22 protein-coding genes and 1 tRNA gene are annotated in these 25,188 nt (G+C 39.9%); 6 read left to right on the forward strand and 17 right to left on the reverse strand.

Annotated features, from left to right (window positions below):
- Positions 1–175: 175 nt before the first annotated feature.
- From PGZ10_RS01925 to PGZ10_RS01945, 5 genes are all read right to left on the reverse strand, one after another.
- Positions 176–1,216, reverse strand: a complete 1,041-nt coding sequence (locus PGZ10_RS01925; RefSeq protein WP_117835616.1) for a D-alanine--D-alanine ligase family protein — start codon at positions 1,214–1,216, stop codon at positions 176–178.
- 119 nt (positions 1,217–1,335) lie between these two features.
- Positions 1,336–2,058: an HAD family hydrolase gene (locus PGZ10_RS01930; protein ID WP_008374436.1), complete on the reverse strand. Its 723-nt coding sequence runs from the start codon at positions 2,056–2,058 to the stop codon at positions 1,336–1,338.
- Positions 2,058–2,723 carry a DUF1847 domain-containing protein gene (locus tag PGZ10_RS01935; RefSeq protein ID WP_117824122.1) on the reverse strand — a complete coding sequence of 222 codons (666 nt, stop codon included), beginning with the start codon at positions 2,721–2,723 and terminating at the stop codon, positions 2,058–2,060. The genes PGZ10_RS01930 and PGZ10_RS01935 overlap by 1 nt, the downstream gene beginning before the upstream one ends.
- 171 nt (positions 2,724–2,894) lie before the next feature.
- Complete coding sequence (locus PGZ10_RS01940; RefSeq protein ID WP_117824123.1) at positions 2,895–3,530, reverse strand: DUF5052 family protein; 636 nt, start codon at positions 3,528–3,530, stop codon at positions 2,895–2,897.
- A 47-nt stretch (positions 3,531–3,577) separates the two neighbouring features.
- Positions 3,578–4,795, reverse strand: a complete 1,218-nt coding sequence (locus PGZ10_RS01945) for a hypothetical protein (protein WP_195502354.1) — start codon at positions 4,793–4,795, stop codon at positions 3,578–3,580.
- 237 nt (positions 4,796–5,032) lie between these two features.
- Between PGZ10_RS01945 and PGZ10_RS01950 the strand changes: the two genes are divergently transcribed.
- Genes PGZ10_RS01950 through PGZ10_RS01965 form a run of 4 tightly spaced genes read left to right on the forward strand, consistent with a single transcriptional unit; the run spans position 5,033 to position 8,633 of the window.
- Complete coding sequence (locus PGZ10_RS01950) at positions 5,033–6,298, forward strand: extracellular solute-binding protein (RefSeq protein ID WP_195502355.1); 1,266 nt, start codon at positions 5,033–5,035, stop codon at positions 6,296–6,298.
- A gap of 26 nt (positions 6,299–6,324) precedes the next feature.
- A complete protein-coding gene (locus PGZ10_RS01955; RefSeq protein ID WP_008374422.1) occupies positions 6,325–7,182 on the forward strand; it encodes a carbohydrate ABC transporter permease in 858 nt (285 codons plus the stop codon).
- Positions 7,175–7,951: a carbohydrate ABC transporter permease gene (locus tag PGZ10_RS01960; RefSeq protein WP_022220100.1), complete on the forward strand. Its 777-nt coding sequence runs from the start codon at positions 7,175–7,177 to the stop codon at positions 7,949–7,951. Before PGZ10_RS01955 ends, PGZ10_RS01960 begins: the two co-directional genes overlap by 8 nt.
- A gap of 4 nt (positions 7,952–7,955) precedes the next feature.
- Positions 7,956–8,633 carry a hypothetical protein gene (locus PGZ10_RS01965; protein WP_008374417.1) on the forward strand — a complete coding sequence of 226 codons (678 nt, stop codon included), beginning with the start codon at positions 7,956–7,958 and terminating at the stop codon, positions 8,631–8,633.
- A gap of 74 nt (positions 8,634–8,707) precedes the next feature.
- Here the strand turns inward: PGZ10_RS01965 and PGZ10_RS01970 are convergent, their stop codons facing one another.
- The 10 genes from PGZ10_RS01970 to PGZ10_RS02015 form a co-directional block, all read right to left on the reverse strand.
- Complete coding sequence (locus PGZ10_RS01970; RefSeq protein WP_270540581.1) at positions 8,708–10,240, reverse strand: AAA family ATPase; 1,533 nt, start codon at positions 10,238–10,240, stop codon at positions 8,708–8,710.
- A 78-nt stretch (positions 10,241–10,318) separates the two neighbouring features.
- On the reverse strand, positions 10,319–10,789 hold the full coding sequence (locus PGZ10_RS01975; protein WP_055246762.1) for a hypothetical protein: 471 nt from the start codon (positions 10,787–10,789) through the stop codon (positions 10,319–10,321).
- 649 nt (positions 10,790–11,438) lie between these two features.
- Positions 11,439–13,286 (reverse strand): ABC transporter ATP-binding protein, encoded by a 1,848-nt coding sequence (locus PGZ10_RS01980; protein ID WP_055156466.1) that lies wholly within the window; start codon positions 13,284–13,286, stop codon positions 11,439–11,441.
- Position 13,287: 1 nt separating this feature from the next.
- Positions 13,288–15,681: an ABC transporter ATP-binding protein gene (locus PGZ10_RS01985; protein ID WP_270540582.1), complete on the reverse strand. Its 2,394-nt coding sequence runs from the start codon at positions 15,679–15,681 to the stop codon at positions 13,288–13,290.
- A 32-nt stretch (positions 15,682–15,713) separates the two neighbouring features.
- Positions 15,714–16,214 carry a MarR family winged helix-turn-helix transcriptional regulator gene (locus tag PGZ10_RS01990; RefSeq protein ID WP_117556915.1) on the reverse strand — a complete coding sequence of 167 codons (501 nt, stop codon included), beginning with the start codon at positions 16,212–16,214 and terminating at the stop codon, positions 15,714–15,716.
- A 274-nt stretch (positions 16,215–16,488) separates the two neighbouring features.
- The gene (locus PGZ10_RS01995) at positions 16,489–17,514 is read right to left on the reverse strand and encodes a threonine aldolase family protein (protein WP_270540583.1); all 1,026 of its coding nucleotides are present in this window, start codon (positions 17,512–17,514) and stop codon (positions 16,489–16,491) included.
- Entirely contained in the window at positions 17,511–18,149 is a 639-nt protein-coding gene (gene thiE, locus PGZ10_RS02000) for a thiamine phosphate synthase (protein ID WP_118198540.1), read from the reverse strand. Before thiE ends, PGZ10_RS01995 begins: the two co-directional genes overlap by 4 nt.
- Complete coding sequence (gene thiM / locus PGZ10_RS02005; RefSeq protein WP_270203788.1) at positions 18,136–18,957, reverse strand: hydroxyethylthiazole kinase; 822 nt, start codon at positions 18,955–18,957, stop codon at positions 18,136–18,138. The genes thiE and thiM overlap by 14 nt, the downstream gene beginning before the upstream one ends.
- Before the next feature lie 273 nt (positions 18,958–19,230).
- Entirely contained in the window at positions 19,231–20,679 is a 1,449-nt protein-coding gene (locus tag PGZ10_RS02010) for an MFS transporter (protein ID WP_022220108.1), read from the reverse strand.
- A gap of 37 nt (positions 20,680–20,716) precedes the next feature.
- Entirely contained in the window at positions 20,717–21,892 is a 1,176-nt protein-coding gene (locus tag PGZ10_RS02015; RefSeq protein ID WP_117556907.1) for a M20 family metallopeptidase, read from the reverse strand.
- A 279-nt stretch (positions 21,893–22,171) separates the two neighbouring features.
- Here PGZ10_RS02015 and PGZ10_RS02020 point away from each other — a divergent pair, with 279 nt between their 5' ends.
- The gene (locus PGZ10_RS02020; RefSeq protein ID WP_117556905.1) at positions 22,172–23,491 is read left to right on the forward strand and encodes a hypothetical protein; all 1,320 of its coding nucleotides are present in this window, start codon (positions 22,172–22,174) and stop codon (positions 23,489–23,491) included.
- A gap of 144 nt (positions 23,492–23,635) precedes the next feature.
- Here the strand turns inward: PGZ10_RS02020 and PGZ10_RS02025 are convergent.
- A tRNA-Trp gene (locus tag PGZ10_RS02025) sits at positions 23,636–23,706 on the reverse strand.
- Between the two features lie 73 nt (positions 23,707–23,779).
- Positions 23,780–24,286: an anaerobic ribonucleoside-triphosphate reductase activating protein gene (gene nrdG, locus PGZ10_RS02030; protein ID WP_022220109.1), complete on the reverse strand. Its 507-nt coding sequence runs from the start codon at positions 24,284–24,286 to the stop codon at positions 23,780–23,782.
- A gap of 352 nt (positions 24,287–24,638) precedes the next feature.
- On the opposite strand from nrdG, the gene PGZ10_RS02035 reads away from it, so the two are divergent.
- Complete coding sequence (locus PGZ10_RS02035) at positions 24,639–25,148, forward strand: hypothetical protein (RefSeq protein ID WP_270540585.1); 510 nt, start codon at positions 24,639–24,641, stop codon at positions 25,146–25,148.
- Positions 25,149–25,188 lie beyond the last annotated feature (40 nt).

The raw sequence follows: 25,188 nt of genomic DNA on the forward strand, positions 1-25,188 counted from the left end.
AAGCCACGACCGACGCAGCGCGTAGACCGCTTGCGACATTCTTCATCTTCGTGCGAGTGCGCATCTCCGGCACACAGTGCCTTTTGTTTCATAGGAAGTTCCTTCGGAATCTCCTATGAAATAAAAAACTGCCGCCAGTTACGGCGGCAGCAAAACATTCTTCTATTATCTGTAATTAATTTTCATCAGCAATCTCAATCAGCTTATCCAGCAGTTCCGAATAACTATATCCGTAATCTTCCATCAGCTGCGGATACATGGAGATACTTGTAAATCCCGGAAGGGTATTGATCTCATTCAGGTAAACGTGATTGGTCTTCTTATCCAGGAAGAAATCCACACGGCTCAGTCCATGTCCGTCAATTGCCTTAAAGGCACGAACAGCATACTTACGGATCTGTTCCTGAATCTCTTCATCTACTTTTGCAGGGATACATGTCTTGCTCTCTGCATCTTCATATTTGGATTCAAAGGTATAGAATTCACCGTGTGGCATGATCTGTCCGACTCTGGATACGATAATGTCATCATTTCCAAGAACAGCAGTCTCAAGTTCGATACAATCCACGCACTCTTCTACTACAACATGAGTGTCATATTTTGCTGCCTCTTCCAGCTTCGGAAGTAAATCTTCAACTTTATCACAACGATAACAGCCCACACTGGATCCGGAACGGCTTGCTTTGATAAAGCATGGCATACCAAGTTCTTTCATAATCGAAGCTTCTACTTCTTCTGTTTCTTCCATGTCTTTTTCGACAACGACCAGTCTTCCGTCATTGCGCTTCTTTACATATACAGATTTGACCTGCGGAATTCCTGCACTTTCAAATACTTTCTTTGCAAAAATCTTATCCATACATGCACTGGATGCAAATACACGGCATCCTACATACGGAAGCTGTGCCAGTTCAAATAATCCCTGGATAGTTCCATCTTCTCCGTAAAGTCCGTGAAGTACCGGGAATGCAACATCCTGACTTCTCAGAAGATCGAATACACCTTCTACCACTTCTGCTCCGTCAAGCCAGGTATCTTTTGACAGGTCATTATCTTCCTGCTTTAAGATGTACCATTTCCCATCTTTTGCAATGCCGACAAGTGTAATCTCATATTTATCTTTATCCAGATGCTTCATCACTGAATTACAGGAAATTCGTGAAATTGAATGCTCACTGGACTGTCCGCCACAAACAACAAGTAACTTTTTCTTCATATCAGTTTCCCTCTGTTTCTTATCATATACTCTTCTCCGGTTCCCTCCGGATACTACTTAGAATAATTTACCACGTCCGCCATGCATTTACAATAAAAGTTTGAAATTTCAATAAATTTTTAAGCATTTTCCAGGCTTTCCACAAATGCAAACAGCTCTTCCATCGATCCCTGGTAATCGCTTTCGATTGGAAGATCCTTTTTATTTTCCTTCGTATCTGTAACAAGGAATGTCTTTACGCCGAGTTTCCGAATTGCAAGATCCTCTTCCACGTCATTTCCTACCATCAGACACTCTTCCGGTCTAAGATGAAACTGTTCAAGAATTGTTCGGTAATAGTCCACATTTGGCTTGCAGTAACAATTATCCTCATAAGTTGTGATCAGCTCAAAATCCTCTGCATCCAGTCCCGCCCATTTGATCCGGTTCATCGTTGCCACCTTTGGAAATACCGGATTGGTTGCAAGGTAGGTGCAGATTCCTTTTTCCTTTGCCTTTTTCACAACCTTGTCCGACAGACTGTTTGGCTGCGTCACCGCAATTGCCTGGTTAAATTCATTTGCATAGAAATCAAGGGCAATCCGTTCGGAATTCTCCGAATCCGTCGGAAGCAGTTCGTCCATATACTGCCAGAATGCTTCCCGGTTGGTGCAACTTCCGTCATTATTCACCATCGCTCCATAGCCCTTCCACACGGATGCGATAAATGCTTTCGGATCAAAGGAAATCCCCTCGGATATATATTTTTTTGCCAGAAGCGGCATATAAAAGGTAACAAATTCGTCCTGGTTCATCGGAAGCAGCGTTCCGTCAAGATCAAATAAAATATGTCGAATGTGCATTATTCTTCCTCCAGATTCAGATGATGTAACTTTTTGTAATAAGAGTCCAGCGTATACAAAGCAGCCACCGGATTATTTCCAAGCACCCGATCCTTTACAACCAGCGTTGTACTCGGCGCCTCGGCATATTTGTAAAAGAGGCTGTCATGTCCCACGCAAAGTCCCATCACGATATTGATGTCCGTCTTCTCTTTGTTCAGCATCTGCGCCTGCAGGATTGGGTTACACATATGAACTCCGACCTCCTCGCACCGTTCCGGAATGCCGACCTCGGTCTTTGGAACTTCTCCGATCTTACAGCCCACACCGTACACTTCAAAGCCGTATTCTCTCAAAAGTCCTGCCAGCAGGTGGCTTTCCTTTAAGAGTCCCACACAGCTTGCAATTCCGATCTTCTTGGCACCCAGTTTTTTTGCCCAGCGGATCGTCTCCTCCACACGGGTTGCCTGGCAGTAAAAATCGTGCTCGATCTCGGCACTTGCACGCATGATCTTCAGATCTTTTTCATCTCCCAGATAGGTATCAAACGCCCTCTGCCGGTCTTTCAAGTCCATATTATGTGACACGCAAAATCCCGGATATGGTTTGTTGTTCTCTATATTCTGCTTTGCATTGCATTTCTTAACATTACAGTCTATACATGATAACTTTTTTGTTTCTTCCATGTTTTTGTGCCTCCTCCTGATATACTGATAAGGATAACTGGTATTTTGGGGAAATGCAAGTTAAAATACTTCTGCTTTACCAGTCCCTCTGAAGAAAGACTAACCACCACCGTTATGATAGCACCCATGCTTTGATTATATCAGCCGTGAAATTTCACCACAGTAAATTTATCAGTTGGATTCCAACAAACTCTTATCAATGATCTGGAAATTCGCCCGGTGTATGTACAGCGCTTTCCCATCGATCATCAACTTCGTAAACTTTGGCAGATCATCCGGGATTTCCCAGTACACATCTTCTCCACTATACGCTACGATCGGCTGTCCCAGTTGGGATTTGATAACAACAACTCTGGCTTTTCCAAACATATTTTTATACTTATTCAGGACACCTGCGATCGCAGTATTGTCTGTAATCTTACCGCTTGCATTGCTTTCAATATCCTCCTGCGTAAAATCCACATCCGCTTTCAACGCGTCCTGCGCAAAAATACAGGTATCACCACAACTCTCGATTTCCTTTCCATCGATTGTAATCGTAATGACAGAGGAAAGCTCATATCCCGTGATAACATTACCGTCTGAATCATAGCTTGAAGTTTCCACTGCATTTCCCTGCACATTGATCTTGTCTCCTGTGGTTGTCATTACACGATTCCCGTAATTATCATAGGTCGTGATCGTGTACGAATTCCCCACTAATTTTCCTGTAATATCGTTCAATTTGGAGCTGAGCATACTGCATCCCGCAAGCGCTATAGTCATGACTGCGCATACTACTGCCATTGCAAATCTTTTCTTTTTCATAAATTTTCTCCTTTGTCCTTTCGCAGAATCATCTTTTTGCCATTACCTTACTTTATCTTAAGTATCCCTGTATAATTATGTAAAATGTCGTCCGGCTGCATCGCATCCGATACCATGGCAATCTCAAGCTTATACTCTGTATCCTCATCACCAATTGATCCCTGAACCGGCACATACCGGTCAAAGCAAACATTTTGTTTCTTTTTTGTTGTGACAATTATCGTGACATAATCCTCCGTTGTCTGAAGCTTGTAGTAGATATCTTCTTCCGGGAATGTATCCCTTGCCCGGTCGATCATGTCCGCATAATTGTAATATTCCGATTTGTCACCAAGACCTGTCGTTTTTTCATCGATCGCATTCTGCAGCTTTTCTAAAACTGCTGCTGTCCTTGCCTCATTTTGCCTGCACTCGATCGCTGACGTAATATTCACATACAGTGAAATAACAAGTATAATCCCAGCCATAACCGCTATTGATGTTAGCCAGACCATGGCAAGCTTTGATTTCTTTTTCTTTACTTCCTCTTTTGTGAGATGGATATTCGAAAATTCGTTTACAAAATATATCGGATTTTCATTTCCGTAAGCAATAATCGCATCGACCGTGTCATAACCTCTTTCAACACTGTATTTCTGCCATACACCATATTCTGAGTAAAACTTTTCCAGCCTGTAATAGAACGATAAAAACCATCCTGTATATCGTTTTCTCCGGATAAAAAACGCACAAATCCCGCCAATAAGAATTGCAAAATATCCGACTCCCATTACGCCATAATAAAGACCTTCTATTTTCGATACCTGCTTTTCCGGCAATACCGCAAGTAACTGATATTCCCCATTCTTTTCTTTTTCCCAGTATGTCTGAAACCGACTGCCATAAGAATATTTGATCGGATCCATTCCAAGTTCTGCAAGTGTGTAACTTACATGCTCACCTTTATTCGGATTTTTCAAGCGCAATGACTCGCCATCCTCCTGCACAACTCCAATTACGCTCTTTTTTCCTATGAGAGAATATCCTGTTACACTTTCAAACGGATCATACTGACCGGCTCCGAAAAACCATACCAGTGAAAAGATCATATAAACGACAAAGAGCTTTATGAGTTCTTTCCACACGTTATATTTTAAAGACCTTTCTATGATCTCTTTTTCATGTGCCGGGATTCCGGGCAGTGTGCTGTACCAGGAAGCGAACCGCTCTCTTTTGGTTTCCTCATCCATTGCTTTTCTTAGATTCATTGCTGTTGCAAGCTGCATCTTCTTTTCCTCCTTTGTACATCTTCTTAAGGATAACTTGTATTTTTTTGAAATGCAAGCGTCCTCTGGTATTCTTCGAAAATCAACAAAATCATACGAACTACTTCATTTTCAAAAAATTCCTTTATATTCTTTTGACATCATTTTATTTTTGTGTTAAAATTCAGATACTAAGACATATACATCATTTAAATTCAATCAATTATACTTTGTAATTTTTAAGGAGAGATCATACCAATGTTCAATTTTAAATTTGCTCTTCTTCCACTCCTCATCCTTTCAATTGGATTATCCGGATGTACAAAACTAAATAAAGATGTCTCCAAAACACTCTCTATTGTTATAGAACCTGCTTTTAAGGAGCAGGTTCTTGATGCTGTAAAATATGCCACATCCAAAAATAACTCTCTGGAATTTGAAATTAAAATATTATCTCCTGATCCTGATAAAAGATCTGCAGAAATTCAGAAACTCCGTACACAGATCATGTCTGGAAAAGGTCCTGACTTATATCTTGTTAACTGTTCCACCGATGGAGCTGCGCAGATGAACGAACCTCTTTTTGAAAATCCTTATAAGGCAATGCAAAGTGGTGTATTCGCCTCATTGGATAAATATATGAAAAAAGATTCTTATTGGCAAAAGGAAAACTATAATCCGTCTTTTCTTCTCCCCGGTCAATATCAGGAAAGACAATATATTCTTCCTCTTTCCTGCCACTATAATATGTTAATCTCCGATACTGTACTTGATTATACACAGGAAAATGATACCTTAGAAGATTGGATTTCAAATATAAAAAGTTCTTCTGACCACGCTCTGAAAAATACACTATTCGAATTAGATAATATCAGTGGTAACTGGTTTCAACCTGCTGCGGATTACAATTCCGGTCAGATTTTCTTTGATAAGGAAAAGTGGAGTAATTTCGCATTAGAATACTTATTATTTAAACAAGATTATTTAGAAAATGAAAAGACAAATAATACTGATACTAGCTCTTCGCATATTTTAATCTCATCTTTGTATGACATAAACGAACACACAACGCAAATAGACATAATCCCTGATATTCAGGGAAAAAAAATGGCTGCCATTCGTTGCTTTGGTGCTGTAAGTATGGCATCTGATTATAAAGAAGAAGCTTATCACTTCTTAATGTATTTTTTAAATAACGTAATTCAGGAATCAACTAGTACTAATGGAATGTCACTAAGCGCAAATGGTGTCCTTGGAACAGATTATCCGGTACAAGTATCTGCCATCCGTACAAAACTGTCCTTCTTAGATCAGTCAAAACAGGATTTAGCTATAAAAGCATTTCAGTCCTTAGAAGGAGCATATTTTCCGACAGAAGTTGAACATTTTATTTATGAAGAGATTATAGAAAATAGTAGTTTATTATATGGTCCGCAAACTGATTTTAAAAAGATATGGCAAGATAAGCTTTCGGCTTTAGCAGACAAAGCATGGAATGATTATCATACACAGGTGACAGAATAGTTTTAAGTGAAAGCGAGCGTGATGCAATGAAAAAAAAGAAGAAGGGATTCTTACTGGCTTTCCCTGCAATATCAGGATTTCTTTTCTTTTATCTGATCCCATTTTTGATTGTTTTGTGGTATTCTGTTTCTTTTGGTATCGGAAAACGCGAATTTGTAGGTCTTGATAATTATAAAGAACTATTTAAAAATACAATGTTTTTACTGGCAGTAAAAAACACTTGTAAATATATGCTTGTTACAATACCAGTTACTTTAGGGACAGCTCTCTGTATTTCTGTAATTTTACAACAGATTACGAAAGGTCAGAAAATTTTCCGACTCTCTTTTCTTTATCCAATCATCATGCCAATCGCATCTATAGTTTTAGTCATCCAGTTTTTTTTCAAAAATAATGGTTTTTTGAATCTGATACTAAACTTTTTTTATCTTCCTGAAAAAGACTGGCTTCATACATCAAGCGCTTTTTGGATCATCTGTATTTTATATTTCTGGAAATTTGTTGGATATTATATTTTCATTTATTCTTCCAGACTTCAGATGATTCCGAAAGAATATTATGAATATGCCAGTCTTCACGGAGCCGGAAAATGGCAGAGCTTTTATTATATTACCTGTCCTATATTGTTTCCGGTTATCCTTTTTACATTAATACTCTCCATAATGAATGCGTTTAAATGCTACAGAGAAGCCTTTTTACTTGGCGGAACTCATCCAGACAACAGTATTTATTTTTTACAACATTTTATGAATAATAATTTACAAAATCTGAATTACCAAAAGGTTTCCGCCAGTGCAACTATTATTACCGTATTTATTCTTTTTCTAAGTGGTCTTATCTATATGATATACTATTTTCTAAAGAGGAGGACTGCCGATGCATAAGTACAAACAGTACACCCGGCTCTTTGTTTTTTCGATCATAGCCTTTATTTTTTTATTTCCAATTATCTATCTGATTGTATTTTCAGTTTTTCATTCAGATACCGGATTTTCTCTGATGAATTATTATAAAGTTTTTCTGGCAAAACCTGATTATCTGATAAAATTTTGGAGAAGCCTTGCCATGTGTCTGATGATTGCGGCAGGACAAACCCTTTTTTCCTGTATGTCAGGAACAGCATTTGCAAAATATTCTTTTCCTCTGAAAAAATTCTGGTTTATACTATTTGCGCTATTTATGATTTTACCGATTCAGGTAACACTGCTGCCGAATTATATTTTATTAGAAAAACTAAAACTTTTAAACAGTTGGAAAGCTTTGATAATCCCTGCAATATTTTCACCTTTTGGAACTGTATGGCTTACTTTCGTTTTCCAGGCAATCCCAGATTCTACACTTGATGCCGCAAGAATGGATGGCGTAAATCAGCTACAAATGATTCGCTACATTATAGTTCCAAATTCAAAACCTGCCGTTATCACATTATTTATATTAGTATTTACAGAAAGCTGGAATATGGTTGAACAGCCTATCCTTTTTCTCGAAAAAGAAACCGACTATCCCCTTTCTGTTTTTCTCGCATCACTCAATCAAAATGCTGTTGGAATTCAATCCGTCTGTGGTCTACTATGTTTACTTCCAGTGACATTTTTCTTTTTATATTACAATACAGAATTGACGGATGGACTAAAAGATATTTTATGGAGTTGATAAAATGATGAAAAAGAAAACCTGGAATGCCGGATGTATGATCCTGATTTCTTTAATGATCTGTACTATTTTATCCATCCGTATAGAAAAATGGATGCAGATACCTGTAGAGATTGCAACGATCAGTCAGACAGAAGAAGAAAAGCTTAATTCTACCATCCGTATTCCCAAAAGTTGCTATAATACCGATACAAATATGATTTTTTATCTGGCAGAGCAAGAAGGAGTATTCGGAACAAAATTTCTCGCCTTTTCAAAGGCTGTCGATCCTCTTTCCATAACCGCAGATAGTATTCTTCTTCCGGAAGAAAAAGATGAAAAAGGACAACTTTTGCAGATCATAAAATGGTCTACATATCCATTAAAAGATGGAGATGAAGTCACCATCGATCAGGAAGGGGAACATAAAAAACAGTCTGGTGAAAACAGACGTATTTTAGAAAAGCAAAAATCTTTTTTCTTTTTGTTTGGAATAACCGTCCTGATTTTAATTTTTATCTTTGCTTTTGGAATTAAAGATTTGTATAAGTTTCCTGCCGGAGATTATAGAAAATGTGTCAGAGGAATGCTACTCATTCTGATTGGATTTGGTATCTTATGGAAAATTACTGCACTTGTGAATATTCCGCGAGAATATCTGCCTCCGGAATGTATATTGGATCTGGGATTTTATTTACATTAATCTATAAAACGGATAAAGTCAAACTGCTATATGAAAAAGTTTTAAATCGCAATAGCAGTTTGACTTTCTTCTTTTTATCCTATCAATACTTTTTTTCCTTCAAATGCAAAACCATAATGATGAATCTCTTCTTTTTTTAGACCTCTGTCATATAGTTCTGCATCATAACATTTTTCTTTAATCTGTGTCAGTGCCGTCTGCACAGTGTCTTCCAACGATTCTTCTCTTTTTATATTTCTCACTTTAAATTCCATAATAATCGCCGGATACTTTTTTGTTTCTTTTATTTTAGGAATCATCATCACGTCATAACGTCCAAAACCACTTTCTCTGTTCGACCGAATCTCATAGATATCAGTCTGATCCGCAATGAGTCCCAGAACAAATCCATGATAAAATCGTTCCGGTTCATTTTGTCCTACATCAAAATAACTGAATGTTGTCATTATAATCTGATTCATATAATAGTTCATAGCATCTATATCATCACTTAATAATGCCTTCATGAACTGATTATAATTGTCAAGCTGCTCAAATACGATTTGTTCATCAAAATTAACTACGATTTCTTTTCCCTGCAGCAATTCTTCCATCTTTTCTTTGATGTCTGTGGAAGCTTTTCGAATCAGTTCATCAATCATACTATTTGAACTGGTATCTGCCCAATAAGGACGGACCTGTTTTTTATCTAAAAAATTAGTAATTGACCAAGGATTATAGATATCATGCGTATTTCCAAATACAAAACCATCATACCAGGACTTTACAAGCTTTTTCTGATTGTTCATCCCACGCTCTTCTAACGCCTGAAATACTTCTTCTTCCGAAAATCCGAAACAGGTTTCATACTCCGTTGATGTCGTTGTTACAACGTTAAGATTATTTAAATCTGAAAATACAGATTCTTTCGACACGCGTGTAATCCCTGTCATCATTGCTCTTTCCAAATATGGATTTGTCTTAAACGTTGCATTAAATAAACTTCTGATAAATGCTGTAAATTCTTTCCAATATCCATAGAGATAAGCTTCCTGCATCGGGGTATCATATTCATCCAGCAAAATAATAACTTTCTTTTTATAATACCGGCTCAGGCAATTTGCCAGATTTTTTACCGCATTACAGATTGTATCATTTGCCACCTGTTTTTTGATTCCTGGATTTTTTGCATAATAATCTAACTCTTCAAAGCATTTCCTCTCACCATCCGTAAGTTCATTACTTTCAAGCAGATACCTATGTTCTGAATAGGCTTCATTGATCGCCATGATAATCCCATCTCTGGCATCTTCATAATTACTGCCTTTAATTGCGGAAAAATTCAGAAAAATTACCGGATAGGTTCCTTGCATTTTACGATACTTTTCCTTTTTCCAGACTACCAATCCTTTAAAAAGGTCTTCCCGTCCTGTAAATTGATTGGAAAAGAAACAATTCAGCATACTCATATTCAATGTTTTTCCAAATCTACGCGGTCTGGTGATCAAAGTAATTTCATCTTTTGATTCCCACCACTTACAGATCAGATCTGTTTTATCAATATAAAAACAATCATTCTCCCGAAGAGATACAAAATTCTGTTTTCCGATACTGATTACTTTTTGCATGAAAGATTTCCTCCCTTCCTGAATATCTATGGGTTATTATATCCTATTTGTTTCTTATCTTTCAACCGCTTATTTGTGTTAAATTTCTTTTCCTTCTGTGATGGTAAAATAGGTAAACTTTTTATGATCCATTTGAATTTTTATTGTGATGGAATGATTCTTTGATTTTTCTTCTTTTATCAATTCTAAGTCTACTTTTACAAAGTAACTATTAGATTCTTTTGTTATGTTAATGTCTATTAAATTGTAGGAATCGTATTGTTGCAGAATTTTTACTGGTAAATAATAAAATGTCTTTAAGAAAGATTGGAATGCCGCTTCTGTTATGAAGTATTTTTGCAAAGGCTGAGATAAGGATTGATTATCACTTCCGGTTTCCAGAATTTTTTTGTATTCTGTCTCTGCCCTGGAATCGTCATTTAGCCATTCATATATGAAAGTAGTAATTACTTCTTTGTCCGGCTGATATTTCTGCAACGATATTATGATTATCGCACAGAGAACAATAATAGTACCAATGGAACTGGATAATCTTTTTTTCATAGGCATTATTTTAAACCTCCTTTGTTCTTTATAAATATCATATATATGATTTTTATTGATGGCAATATTTTTTACAGTTTTTCATATTTATTTTTTGCTTCATTGATACACATTTTTACATGCGTTATATACCAAAAAAATGATTGCAAAACTTAAAAGCCGAAAATGAATCAACGAAATAAGGAACTATTATTGATCTAGATACTATAAAACTCAAAAACAAGTCAACAGAATAAGAATATTTTATTGACTTAGATACTGTAAAATTCAAAGCTAATCAACGAAATATGCAGATATAGTTGATTTAGAATTTCAGAAATTAAAAACAGATCAACAAATTCGTTTTAATCTGGTTGATTGAAAATTACAGAAATCATAAATAAATCAACAAATTCGGCGTTGCTAGAGATGTTGGAAAATAATTGAATTAAATTTAGGGAACGCAAGACAGGCGCGGGAAGCGGAGCTGAAGCTCCTGTTCCGCTGGAGATTGATTAGTTTGTGGAATGATGCACTCTACTCTTTTGCCCCGACACATACGCTGTGCTGCATTCGGCTAATGCTGTCGCATCATCCGAATGAGAGCTGGCGCTCTATATAAAAATAAAAAGATGCCAAAAATCATGCGAGCATGATTTTTGGCATCTTTCCATTTTTATGCACAGCTTGTAGCGTTTTCAAACTGCGAATTATACAGTTCTGCGTAGAAACCATTCTTCTCAAGTAGTTCTTCATGGTTCCCCTGCTCGATAATATCGCCGTCTTTCATTACCAGTATAAGATCTGCATCTCTGATGGTTGAAAGTCGGTGGGCGATTACGAAGCTGGTTCTGCCTTTCATGAGGTTATCCATGGCTTTCTGGATCTGGACTTCGGTTCTGGTGTCTACGGAGCTGGTGGCTTCGTCTAGGATCAGAATCTTTGGATCAGCCAGGATGGCTCTGGCGATCGTGAGGAGCTGTTTCTGACCCTGAGATACATTGCTGGCTTCTTCGTTGAGAATCATGTTGTATCCGCTTGGAAGAGTCTGGACGAAACGATGTACGTGGGCAGCTTTGGCTGCTGCTACGACTTCTTCGTGGGTGGCATCGAGTTTTCCATATTTGATATTATCTTCGATGCTTCCGCTGAACAGCCAGGTATCCTGAAGTACCATTCCGAACATCTGTCTGAGTTCGCTCCGGTTGAAGTCTTTGATGTTGTGTCCATCGATCTTGATTGCCCCGCTGTTGACATCATAGAAACGCATCAGCAGTTTGATCATGGTTGTCTTTCCTGCTCCGGTCGGTCCTACGATGGCGATCTTCTGTCCTTCTTTTACTTTTGCAGAGAAATCATTGATGATGATATGCTCCGGATTGTATCCGAAATGTACGTGTTCAAATTCTACATTTCCCTGTAATCCTTCTACAGATACTGGATTTTCAGCAAACTGATCTTCTTCTTTTTCGTCCAGAAATTCAAATACCCTCTCTGATGCAGCAGCTGTCGACTGGAGCATGTTTGCTACCTGTGCAACCTGCTGGATCGGCTGTGTAAAGGATCTTACATACTGGATAAAGGACTGGATATCTCCAACTTCGATGGTCTGTTTGATTGCAAGGTAACCTCCTAAGATAGAAACTCCTACATATCCAAGGTTTCCGACAAACTGCATGATTGGCATCATCATTCCGGAAAGGAACTGTGATTTCCATGCAGAACGGAACAGGATATCATTAGTCTCATCAAATTCGCGAATCACGTCTTCTTCTTTATTGAATGCTTTGACAATATTATGTCCGCCATATACTTCTTCTACCTGACCATTGATATGTCCCAGATATTCCTGCTGGCTTTTGAAGTATTTCTGTGAGTGTTTTACGATTACAGAAATCAGTACCATAGATACCGGCAGGATCAGAAGTGCGATCACAGTCATCAGCGGACTGATACTGATCATCATGATCAGTACACCGATGATCGTTGTCACGGATGTGATCATCTGGGTTGCACTCTGGTTCAGGCTCTGGCTCAGAGTATCTACGTCATTGGTTACTCTGGAAAGTACCTCACCGTGTGTAGTCGTATCAAAATAATTCATCGGCATACGATTGATTTTTTCAGAAATTTCTTTTCGCATGCGATAGGTCAGCTTCTGTGATACGCCTGTCATGATATATCCCTGGATAAAGGAGAAACATGCGCTGATCACGTACAGACACAATAAAGTTAACAGGATTTTACCAATCTTTGTAAAATCAATTCCGCTGCCGCCGGATACTTTTCCGACCAGACCTTTGAAAATTTCGGTCGTCGCTTTTCCGAGAACCTTTGGTCCAATAATATTGAAAACCGTACTTCCGATTGCAAATATCATAACAAAGAAAATACCGATTTTATATTCACTAAGGTAAGTAAAAAGTTTCTTCATGGTACCTTTGAAGTCTTTTGCCTTCTCGCCGGTTCCCATTCTTCCATGTCCACCGCCCATAGGTCCTCTTCTTCTTGGCTGATTACTCATACTATGCTTCCTCCTTTCCGTCAGTCTCATCATTCAAGTCTCTTGCCAGCTCTGTTTCTGAAAGCTGGGATGAAGCAATCTGATAATAAGCCTCACAGGATTTCAGAAGTTCTTTATGCGTTCCGATTCCTGCAACTTCTCCATCATCCAGGACAATGATCTGCTCTGCATGCAAGATCGTACTGATTCTCTGTGCTACGATGATCACTGTACTGTCCTGTGTATTTTCTTTCAGCGCCGCACGAAGTGCCACGTCCGTCTTATAATCCAGTGCTGAAAAACTGTCGTCAAAAATATAAACCTTCGGATTTTTTGCGATCGCACGTGCAATGGACAGACGCTGCTTCTGACCTCCGGATACATTGGATCCTCCCTGCGCGATCGGGCTGTTATATTTCTTATGTTTTTCTTCGATAAATTCGGTTGCCTGTGCAATTTCCGCTGCTTTCTTCATCTCAGCTTCGGAACCATCCGGATTGCCGTACAGAATATTGGACTCAATTGTTCCTGAGAAAAGTACACCTTTCTGTGGAACGTATCCAAGCTCATCCCGCAGATCATGCTGGGAAATGGTGCGGATATCTTTTCCATCCAATGTGATCGTACCTTCTGTTACATCATAAAATCTTGGAATCAGGTTGATCATCGTAGATTTACCACTACCGGTACTTCCGATGATCGCCGTTGTCTGTCCCGGTTTTGCTGTAAAGCTGATATCATGAAGTACGTCCTCTTCTGCTCCAGGATAACGGAAGGATACGTGGTCAAATTTTACTTCGCCTTTTCTGGATTCTTCCAGTTTTTCCGGTGTTTTCGGATCTTCGATCGCTGTCCTGCTTGTCAGGATCTCATCCACACGGTCTGCTGCAACAGCTGCTCTTGGAAGCATAATAGAAATCATACAGATCATAAGGAAAGACATGATGATCTGCATTGTATACTGGATAAATGCCATCATATCACCAACCTGCATCTGCCCGTCACTGACACCATGTGCGCCGCTCCATACAATCAGTATGGTAATTCCGTTCATGATCAGCATCATCATCGGCATCATAAATGTCATGGCACGGTTTACAAATAAGTTGGTTCTTGTCAGATCTCTGTTCGCTTTATCAAATCGTTCTTCTTCATGCTTTTCTGTACTGAATGCACGGATAACCGGAAGTCCGGTAAGGATCTCACGAGTAACAAGGTTCAGTCTGTCAACCAGGTTCTGCAGAATCTTAAATTTTGGTATTGCCACAATAAATAATACAGCAACAACCATCACGATCAGGATTACCCCAAGTACGATGATCCATGACATGCTGACATTCGTATGAAGAACCTTGAAAACTCCTCCGATTGCCATGATCGGTGCATACATAACCATTCTCAGAAGCATAACTGCAAGCATCTGGATCTGCTGGATATCATTGGTACTTCTTGTGATCAGGGATGCGGTTGAAAAATGGTCAAATTCTGCATTGGAAAATCCAACAACTTTTTTAAATACCTTTCCTCTCAGATCACGTCCCGTACTTGCTGCCACTCTGGAAGCAAGAAGTCCTACGGTAACACTTGCGAGCATTCCAAGAAATGCAAGTGCAAGCATCTTACCGCCAGTTGTTAAAATATATCTGTTCTGGATCTTATCTGTATTCACGCCCAGAACACTGTAGGTTTCTTTAATATATGAAGTTGCTGACTGTTCCAGCATAGTATCCGGCATATCGTCCATTTTTTCTGATATTTTATCAATAACGTCTGCTCTCTGTTCATCCGGTATCATGTTCAGGATCTCAAAGATATCTGCATTTTCGATCTTTTTCACCTGTTCATCAATGTTTTTCTGCATTTCATCCTGCTGTTTCTTGGCAAGCTCCGGATTTGCCGCAAGTGCTGCTTTCTGCTCATCTGTCATCTGGGACTGCATACTCTCTGCCTGTTTCTCAGCCTGTTCCTTTATAGAAGAAATCATATTCTCTTTCATGGATTCTTCCATCTTCTTTGTTGTATCACTTCCAGATTCAAATCCATAAGTCAGAAGCATCGGCTTTCCAAGGATGTCAAATACCTTTCCTGACTTTTCTTCATCTTTTTTCACGGAATCCTTCAGAACATAAATTGCTCCAGCATACTTATAATCCGAATCGGATTCCTTTTTCTCATATGCATCCAGCACTGTCTGCTGGTCTTCTTCTGCCACAAAAAGCAACAGCTTATTCATCTCTTCCTCTGCGATTGCATCCGGAATCTTCTCATCAATTCCTCCTTGCTGGATTCCGACATTGACAATGTCTGAAGTATAAGAAGGCAATGACAGATCGCAGTACGCCTGAACGATCAGGATAACAACAATCGCTGCTATAGTTGCTGCATAAGGCTTCAAATGTTTGAATAACTTTCTCATATAGCAATTATTTCCTTTCTTAGTAACTATTTTTATTCCTCAAATGGGTTTTTACATGGCATATCACGGAATTCTTTTTCCTGGAAAAGATTGTCACTCATCTGTAAAAGCAGTCTTCTGCACAGTATTTTCTCTTCTGTGCTCATATTCTTCAGGAGTGTATCTTCCGTGCTTCGGAGAATCTCATGCATGTTGCCAAGAATCTTCTCTCCACGTTCTGTCAGATGGATCCTTGTCATCCGCTGGTCTTTTTCGTCCTGCTCTTTTCTAATATATCCGAGCTTTTCCAGTTTCTGAACTGCTACATTCACCGATGGCGGCGTAATATGAATATGATCTGCAAGCTCTCTCTGTGACATCGGTCCTACCATCTGCAATATTGCAAGAATTCCTGCCTGTCCAGCTTTCAGCTCTGTATCCTTCATCTGGTTCGTCACATACCATTTATACATATGTCCGACCTGTGCAAGAAGAAGTTGTACCGGCATATTCTCCCTGGTAAAATCCCCACACTCAAATTTATCCGACTTCACCCTTTCACCTCCCGCAATTTAATTAGATGTCTATTCATTAGAAGTCTAATCGTTATTTTATGCGTATCACACATATAAGTCAACATTTATTCTCAATAATTTATATTTTTATAATATTTTCACAAACAAATAATTAAATGCCTAATTATTATTTTCTCATATTAAAACACCACGAAAATCAAAAAAGGACTCTTCTGCCATTTTCTGTGCAAAAAAGTCCTTATCATTTACCATATCTGCCTTACCTGTAAAGCTTTATTCAATTTTTCGCAAATTACATATCATGCAGGAATGCCTTCACATTTTCCTCTTTTGTCGCCCAGGAAGTGCATAATCGGATCACACTATGGGTCTCATCGTACCTTTCCTGATAAGTTACGCCATATTTTTGACGGATTTCCTGCAATTTGGCATCTTCCACAATAATGAACTGCTGGTTGGTATTGCTGTCCATGAAGAATTCATATCCTTTTTCTTTCAGTCCGTCTTTCAAAAGCATTGCCATATCAATCGCATGTTTGGAAATTTCAAAATAAAGTCCGTCTTTAAACAGTTCCAGGAACTGAACACCGAGGAGGCGTCCTTTTGCAAGCATTCCACCTTTTTGTTTAATGCAGTAACGAAAATCTTGCTTTAGACATGGATTTGTGATTACCACAGCTTCTCCGAACAATGCACCGACCTTTGTTCCTCCAATATAGAATACATCACAACACTTTGCAATATCCGGAAGTGTCACATCTGTCCCCGGTGCCATCAGTCCATATCCCATTCTCGCTCCATCCAGAAAAAGATAAAGTCCACATTCCTTACATACAGTAGAAATATTTTCAAGTTCATTCTTTGTATACAATGTTCCTACCTCTGTCGGATGTGAAATATAAACCATCTTTGGCTGTACAATATGTTCACGAGACTCATCACTCCAGTGCAGGTCGTAATATTCCTTGATCTGCTGTCCTGTGATTTTTCCTTCCTTTGAAGGAAGTGCCAGAACCTTATGGCCAGTCGCTTCCACTGCTCCTGTCTCATGGACATTGATATGTCCGCTATCTGCACAGATCACTCCCTGGAACGGGCGTAAAATAGAAGAAATTACTGTAAAATTCGTCTGGGTTCCTCCCACCAGAAAATGAACATCTGCCTCCGGTGCTTCACACACCTTCTTAATTGCTTCTCTCGCTTCTTCACAGTAAGGATCTTCCCCATATCCTACTGTCTGCTCCATATTGGTCTCGGCAAGCTTCTCGATAATTCTCGGATGTGCCCCTTCTGTGTAATCGCTAGTAAACAAAATCATTTCAACATACCCTCTACTTTCTCTTTTAATTCTTTTGTAGCCTGCTCAATATCCGGCTGTCCGAAAACTGCACTGATCACGGCAACTCCGCAGATTCCGTTTCCGGCAAGCTCTGTCACATTCTCTTCCGTGATTCCCCCAATTGCCACAACCGGAATGTCCACCGTCTCGCAGATTTCCTTTAAAACCTTATGATCCAGCTTTGTTGCATCTGCCTTTGATGTCGTGCCAAAGACTGCACCGACTCCCAGATAATCGGCTCCATGTGCCTGCGCCTTTAGCGCCTGCTCCACCGTCTTTGCCGTAACACCGATGATCTTATCCTCACCCAGTGTTTTCCGCACATCAAGAGCTTCCATATCGCTCTGCCCCACATGCACACCATCGGCATCTACCTTCTTTGCAATCTCAACATTGTCATTAATCACAAATGGTACATGGTAGGATTTACAGAGCCTGGCAATCTCTTTTGCTTCTGCCAGAAACTCTTCCTCAGCCAGATTTTTTTCCCTGAGCTGGATAAATGTAGCCCCACCTTTCAGCGCTTTTTCCACCTGGCTGTACAGGCTTTCTCCATTCAGCCAGTGACGGTCTGTTACCGCATACAGAACCATATCTTTCTTATCTAATCTCATATTTTGCACCTTCTTCCAATTCTTTTCCTTCCATATTATAAATCGCATCGATGATCCGATTACGGTAGGTTGCGTTTCCATCTCCCGGCTGCATATATTTCCAGCCAGTCTCACCGGCAAGCCCCATGGCACAGACCGCTGCTGCCGCTGCTTCCAGATTATTCTCCGGATTCGCCGCAAGGAATGCCGTCATCATCCCGGAAAGCTGACACCCGGTTCCGGTGATCCGTCCCATCTCCGGACGACCGTTCCGGATCACAAAGCACCTCTTTGCATCACTTACAAGGTCTATTCCTCCAGTCACAGCAATCACGGAACCTGTCCTTCTGGAAAACTCCTTTATAAACGGAATCATTTTCTCCAGATTCTGCTCCGTCAGTGTATCTGCCTCGTCTGCATCCACACCACTCGTTGTACCATGTCCTGCTGCTAAGGTCTTGATCTCAGAAATATTTCCCCGGATCACATCAAACTGAATATCACGTATCAGATTCAGTGCCGCCTCTGTTCGGAACGAACTCGATCCTGCTCCAACCGGATCTAACAGTACTTTATGATACAGTTCATTGGATTTCTTTCCTGCTTTTTGCATGCTTTCAATCTTACGCGGATTCAGCATTCCCATATTGATATTCAGTCCCTGACAGATGGATGTGATTTCTTCAATATCAGTCGGCTCATCCGACATAATCGGACTTGCACCGCAGGCAAGAACCATATTTGCCACATCATTGATCGTCACATAATTGGTGATATTGTGTATCAATGGTGCTTTTTTTCGTACTTCATCCAGATAGTTTCCAAGCATTCTTTTCCTCCGGTAAATCATATTATTTCTTATATCCTTAAAATTGTCTCTATAATTATAAAAAGACAGATATATGTCTGCCTTTCTTCTTTTCACTATTTCTTATTATACTCTTGATTTTCTGAAATGCAATCTGCATTTACCTGAAACATATGTCATTTCCATTCTCATCCCTGTATCCGGCAGATCTATAAAAGACTTCTCCAGATAACAACCGGGGCAGATGCTTTTTCACATCCGCCCCGGCTTCTTATTCACATGGATTTCAATATTCTATTTGCTTTCTGCTGCTTTCTTGCTCATCTCCGGTTTTACAATGAAGATTACCAGAAGAAGTCCAATCAGAGTAACGACTGCTGCTGTCCAGAATACAGATTTTACACCATTCTGGATCAGTGCTACATTGGTCGGATCAGCTGATGTACTTGCATTATATGCGACTGCAAATACTGCAACTGCAATTGTTCCTGAAAGTGAGTTTGCGAAGTTAACCAGAGAAGTTCCGATTCCCATATCTTCCGGTGCCAGCATTGCCTGTGCTGTTGGCGTAATGGATACAGCACGGAAGCTTTCAGCGATACCTGTAACTGCAAGTGCTACAAAATAAATCATGATCGAAGCACCTGAATTTGTTACCAACGCCATCACAGCCATCGGGATCATTGCAAGACTTGTACCAATTACCATTGCTTTCCATGCATTGGCAGCTTTCTTTCCTACCCATGCACCTGCGATAGTAGGAAGAATGATTGTAATCAGTGTACGAGGCATCTGCAGTGCACCTGCTGCACTCGTGGATGCTCCCATAACCTGCATGGCACCGATCGGTGCATAATAGTTCATGGCATTCTGATAGAAATAGCAGATAAATCCTACAATAAGGAGTACTGTGTAGTTTTTATTTTTAAATAATTTCATTGGAATCAACGGCTCTGCAGCTTTATTTTCAATCTTAACAAGTGCAATAAGAGCAATGATACCAATTACAAGACCTGCAAGAATCATTGGATTTGTCCATCCCATAGAAGATCCAAAGTTCAGTGCAAGCAGAATTCCGCAAAGTGATATGATGAGTGCGATCATCCCCGGAACATCAATCGTAACCTTTCCTTCTCTTTTCTGATTCGGCATGTTCATTCCAATCAGTACTATACCAAGAATAAGTGGAATTGCCGGCATAAGGATTGCCACAGTCAATAAGCCCATATCTGTTAAAATACCTGCGATGATACTTCCTCCAAATCCACCAACAGCGATTGCGGTTGCAAGCATACCCATTGCCTTTGGTACATCTTTTCTTTCATTGATAAGACCTGCGATAATGTATGGTGCTGCTGTAAATGCGCCCTGTGCAAGGCTGACAATCAGTCTGAGGATCATCAGTGGAATCAGAGATCTCACAAATGCAAATGCAAAACCTGCAAGTGCACAGATAATTCCAGGAATCACTACAATGTTTCTTCTACCAATAAGGTCACCTAATTTTCCTCCGATCGGAGTCATAATCGATACACCGATCGCACCTACGATAGAGAAGAGTCCTACATATCCCATCGCATCAACTTTTTCAAGGATAGGTGCTGTTAACGTTGCAAATACCAGTCCATACATTGCTACAGAAAGCATCATGCAGATACATCCGATCTGAACCAAGTTTTTCTTTGCCTTCGGAAGCGGAATCGCAACCTGTGGCTGTGCCTGAGCCTGCTGTTCTTTACTCATATTTTTCTCCTCCTGTTCCTAAAGAAACCTTTACTCTCTATTTGTTATTTTTAAGCCACTGTGAAGCGCAATGTGCAAGACAAGCTGCTCCAATCGGGCAAACATCCTCATTAAACTGTGCTTTCGGATGATGTGCCGGATACTGTCCTCTTTCATCCAGATATCCTGCTGACAGATACATAAATGTACTTGGAACCTTTTCAGCGATCACTGCAAAATCTTCAGAAGCACTTGCAGAAATTCCCGGATATGGTGTGAGTCCCGGAATTCCAAGCTCCTGCATATATCCAACCACTTCGTCGGTAAGCTTCGGATTGCAGATCAGCGGAGGAACTTCTGAGATCATCTCAATATCAACGGTTCCGTTATATACAGCTGCTGTCTTTTCAGCGACTTCTTTCATTCTGCGGACCAGAAGTTCTCTTGCTTCCGGTTTGTTGGTACGGATCGTTCCCTGGAGAACAGCAGTCTCAGGAATGATGTTTGCTGCAGTTCCACCTGCAAACTGTCCGATTGTAAGCACACAGGAATGTGTCGGATCACTTTCTCTTGCGATCAATTCCTGCAATGCAAGATGGATATGAACTCCGATGTTGATCGGGTCAATTCCTACATGTGGATAAGCACCGTGGGAGCCTTTTCCATGAATGGTGATCTTAAATCCATCTACAGAATACATCATTGTATCCTTATCATTGTACATAAAAAGTCCAATCGGCATTTTTCCCGGTGATACATGGTACGCAAGCGCTGCATCAACCGGAGGATTCTCAAGAATACCGTTCTCGATCATATTCTTGCTTCCTTCAAAAGTCTCTTCTGCCGGCTGGAACATGAATTTGATAGTTCCTTCCAGTGTATCTTCTTTTTCTTTCAGCATCTTTGCTGCTGTAAGAAGCATTGCAGCATGGAAATCATGTCCGCATGTATGTGCTTCTTTTCCTGTAGGACACGCAAATTCTTCTCCGCTTTCTTCCGGCATCGGAAGTGCATCCATGTCTGCTCTCAGAAGAAGAACTTTTCCCCCTTTACCAAGTGTGGCTGTTACCCCGTAACCACAATCCTTCGGCTCAAGTCCGTATTCTGTCAGCTTTTCCATAACATAAGCTTTGGTCTTTGGAAGATCCAGACCAGTTTCAGCATTTTTGTGGATGTGTCTGCGGTTTGCAATTGTTTCATCCTTTAATTCCAATGCTCTTTCATAGTAATTCATACTAAGCCCTCCTTTAACTTTGTTCCTGCCATTTACATTAAAAATACTGTTCTACTTTTAGAATATTTACAGAACATTTTTATTAGTTTTTGGAACATTTACAGAATAATTATCACGATTACAATATACCAACTTCTAACATTTTAGTCAATAATATTACAGAATATTCTTGATTTTCGTTGTTTTACCTATTTATTCGTTATTTTTTTAATTTTCAGAATATTATGGTTGATTTATGGAAGATAATTTTATATGATACTTTTTGAGAGGTGAAAGAAAATGAGAAGAAAAATTGTGGCTATTACCAGCCAGTACTTAAAGGAACCTGTCTCGCAGATCGTCTCAGAACTAAAACTAAACTGTGACATCCAGGTGGTTTCCTACAACAAATTTGACACAATATCAGAAGTTTACGATTCTTACGCCGGGGACACTGACGGATTTCTTATCAGTGGTAAGATCGCAAAAGCTGCCATTGAGTCAACTGCGCACGCTTATAACCGTCCGATTGTATCCTTTGAAATTGATATAGCCGGTCTGTACCGTGCTCTTTTGAATCTGCTGATTTCCAACCGGGATCTGGATATGGACCGGATTATTCTGGATTTCCTGATTCCGATCGATGGCGGCTGTACTGCAACCGCTTTCCTTAAGGAGCTGGACATTGATACAGTTCCACCACATATTAACAACTGGACCAAGGCACTGACCCGCACCAGTATCAGTACGATTGAAAATCATGTCCTTTCAGAGCTGATCCGTATGTGGAACAACAATGAAATGGATATGGTTCTCTGTCAGTACAGTAATATCCTGCCGGAGCTTCGTGCGCACGGGATCCCGACAATCTATCCGCTGCCAAGTGTCAGCCATATCCGGGATCTTGCAAATGAACTTCTGTCCACGATCGAGCTGGAGCACATGCGTTCCAACCTTCCGGTTATCATCAATGTATCTCCCCGTAGTTCGACAGATAACACACCGGAAAATATCCAGAAGATCTATGTCTGTATGGAAGATTTCTTTAAAAAGAATCTGATGAATTGTATCCCTCAGGAAGTGGATAATCACTGCAGTGCCCTGACCACTGTGGAAATGCTGCAGCATATTACGCACAATAACAAGGTCTGCGAACTGAATGAATTTCTCACCGGCAAACTGCATTTTGAATGTGCTGTAGGATACGGAATCGGGACAAATTTTGACAATGCGATCCGTAATTCTGTAAATGCCCGCAAAGAGGCTGTTCAGTTTGGAAAAAGTTTTATCCAGAATGAAAACGGGGATATGATCGGACCTCTTGGTTCATCCGACCGGAGAGTGATCCAGAATCAGTATGTGCAGAATCTTGGAAAGATTGCAAAGCAGTGTAATCTTTCACCGGTTACGATCAAGAAAGTCCTTGCCAGTACGCATGCTGCCGGATCAAATAAGATTACAACGCACGAGCTTGCCGAACGTATGGGAAGTACGGTGAGAAATGCGAACCGGATTATTCAGAATCTGGAAAATGGGGGAGTTGCGAGGCTCGCATATACGCAGACGACCAATGCGAAGGGGAGGCCGGTTAAGGTGTACGAGTTAGATTTTAATTTCTAAAGAAATGAATTGTTTTACAAAAATATAGGTTGTGTCAGCATCAGACGAAAATAATTCCCACCAGATTCTTTGTGCAAACAATTGAATCTGGTGGGAATTATAGAGTATAAAAAATCTCCCGGAACTACTTCCGAGAGGTTTCTACAGGGGATGACAGAATCGAACTGCCGCTAAGAGTTTTGGAGACTCCTGTCATACCATTTGACCAATCCCCTATTTGATTTTATGATCTAAAAAAGACCACTTGTTATTTATAGCACAGTGGTCTTTTTTTGTCAATGAATTATTTTAGTTTTTCGCATTTTGGCGGATTTCATCAAGGTGAAGGATTCTCTGGTTGCGGCTTCCGCGGAATTCCAGGGTGAGATCTTTTTCGGCTTCGATGAACTCGCCGTCTACGAGGGTATCGATACAGGCGAGCATCTTGTCAGTGTATTCTGTGTAGACTTTTCCGCCGGGGATGAGGTCTACATCATAGAGATATCCGGTGTAGCACCAGACATTTTTCTCCGGGTAGCTTTCTTTGATCTTTTGCAGGAGTCCTGCGAGTTCTTTCTGGTTCTCTGGCTCGAAGGGTTCGCCGCCTAGGAGGGAAAATCCCTGGATATATGCCGGTTTGAGTGCTTCGAGGATCTCTGCTTCAACTTCTTTGGTGTATGGATTTCCGTAATTGAAATCCCAGGTTTCGGAATTGAAGCATCCTTTGCAGTGATGCCGACAGCCGGATACGAAAAGGCTGACCCTGACGCCGGTTCCATTTGCGATATCGTAATTTTTAATTGTTCCGTAATTCATATCTTTATACTTCCCTTTTTCTCATTATAGCAGTACTACTCTGCTGTCCGTTCTTACTCTTCTTATCAATTATAGCAAATCACACCTGAAAATCAACCACTATTGTCCTCCGGTAAAGCACGATTCCAACCGCTCCGGCGGTTTTTTGACTCCTCCAAATGCTGTGGTGAGTGCTGCTACGATTTGTCCGCATACGGTCGCCCAAGCAACTGCTTTTTTGCAAAAATAATATTAGTGTTTTACAGCCAGATCCATTATACTATACTTATAAACACCCAAAATGTGAAAGGCAGATCAATCCAATGGCAGGAAAACTATTTTAACTGCCCCCACAAGCAAAGGAGGGATTCTCATGACGAAAAAAGCAACGCCAAAAATTTATTTTATTCTGTTACTTTTGTTTATTCTGCTTACTGGCTGCTCAGACAAAAAGGCATCTGAATCAGCCGTAAGTCCGGAAGCCGAAGCAGTAATTACTGCAATGTTTACTGCGCCAAATGAAGAATTATACTCTCAGGATGCTTCTAATGTAATCGGTGAAAATACTGATGCAAATTCTGATGATGCTTTCGCCAATTCTGAGAAAATTCTCGAAAACTGGAACAAGCTTGTAGGAAAATATTTTGAGAGCGACCGATTAGAATATTTTGTTTCAACCTATGGTCAGACCTATCTGTCCGAAGCAGCTTATAATAATACAAAAATAACAGTAAAAGATATTTCACTTGATTCCAAAACAGATGATTCTGAAACAGTTCTTGTGACTTTTAAGATCAATAAAGAAGAAATGGTCGAAAAAATCTATTTTTCTTATGACCAGGATGGTTTGATAAAAGACGTTTATCCAATTAATTTTAAATAATTTATAATAAAGGACACGGCTTCGCCAAGCGAAAGCCATG

It is taken from the genome of Coprococcus sp. AF102-57 (assembly GCF_027686195.1).
GTDB classification, from domain to species: domain Bacteria; phylum Bacillota; class Clostridia; order Lachnospirales; family Lachnospiraceae; genus Allocoprococcus; species Allocoprococcus comes.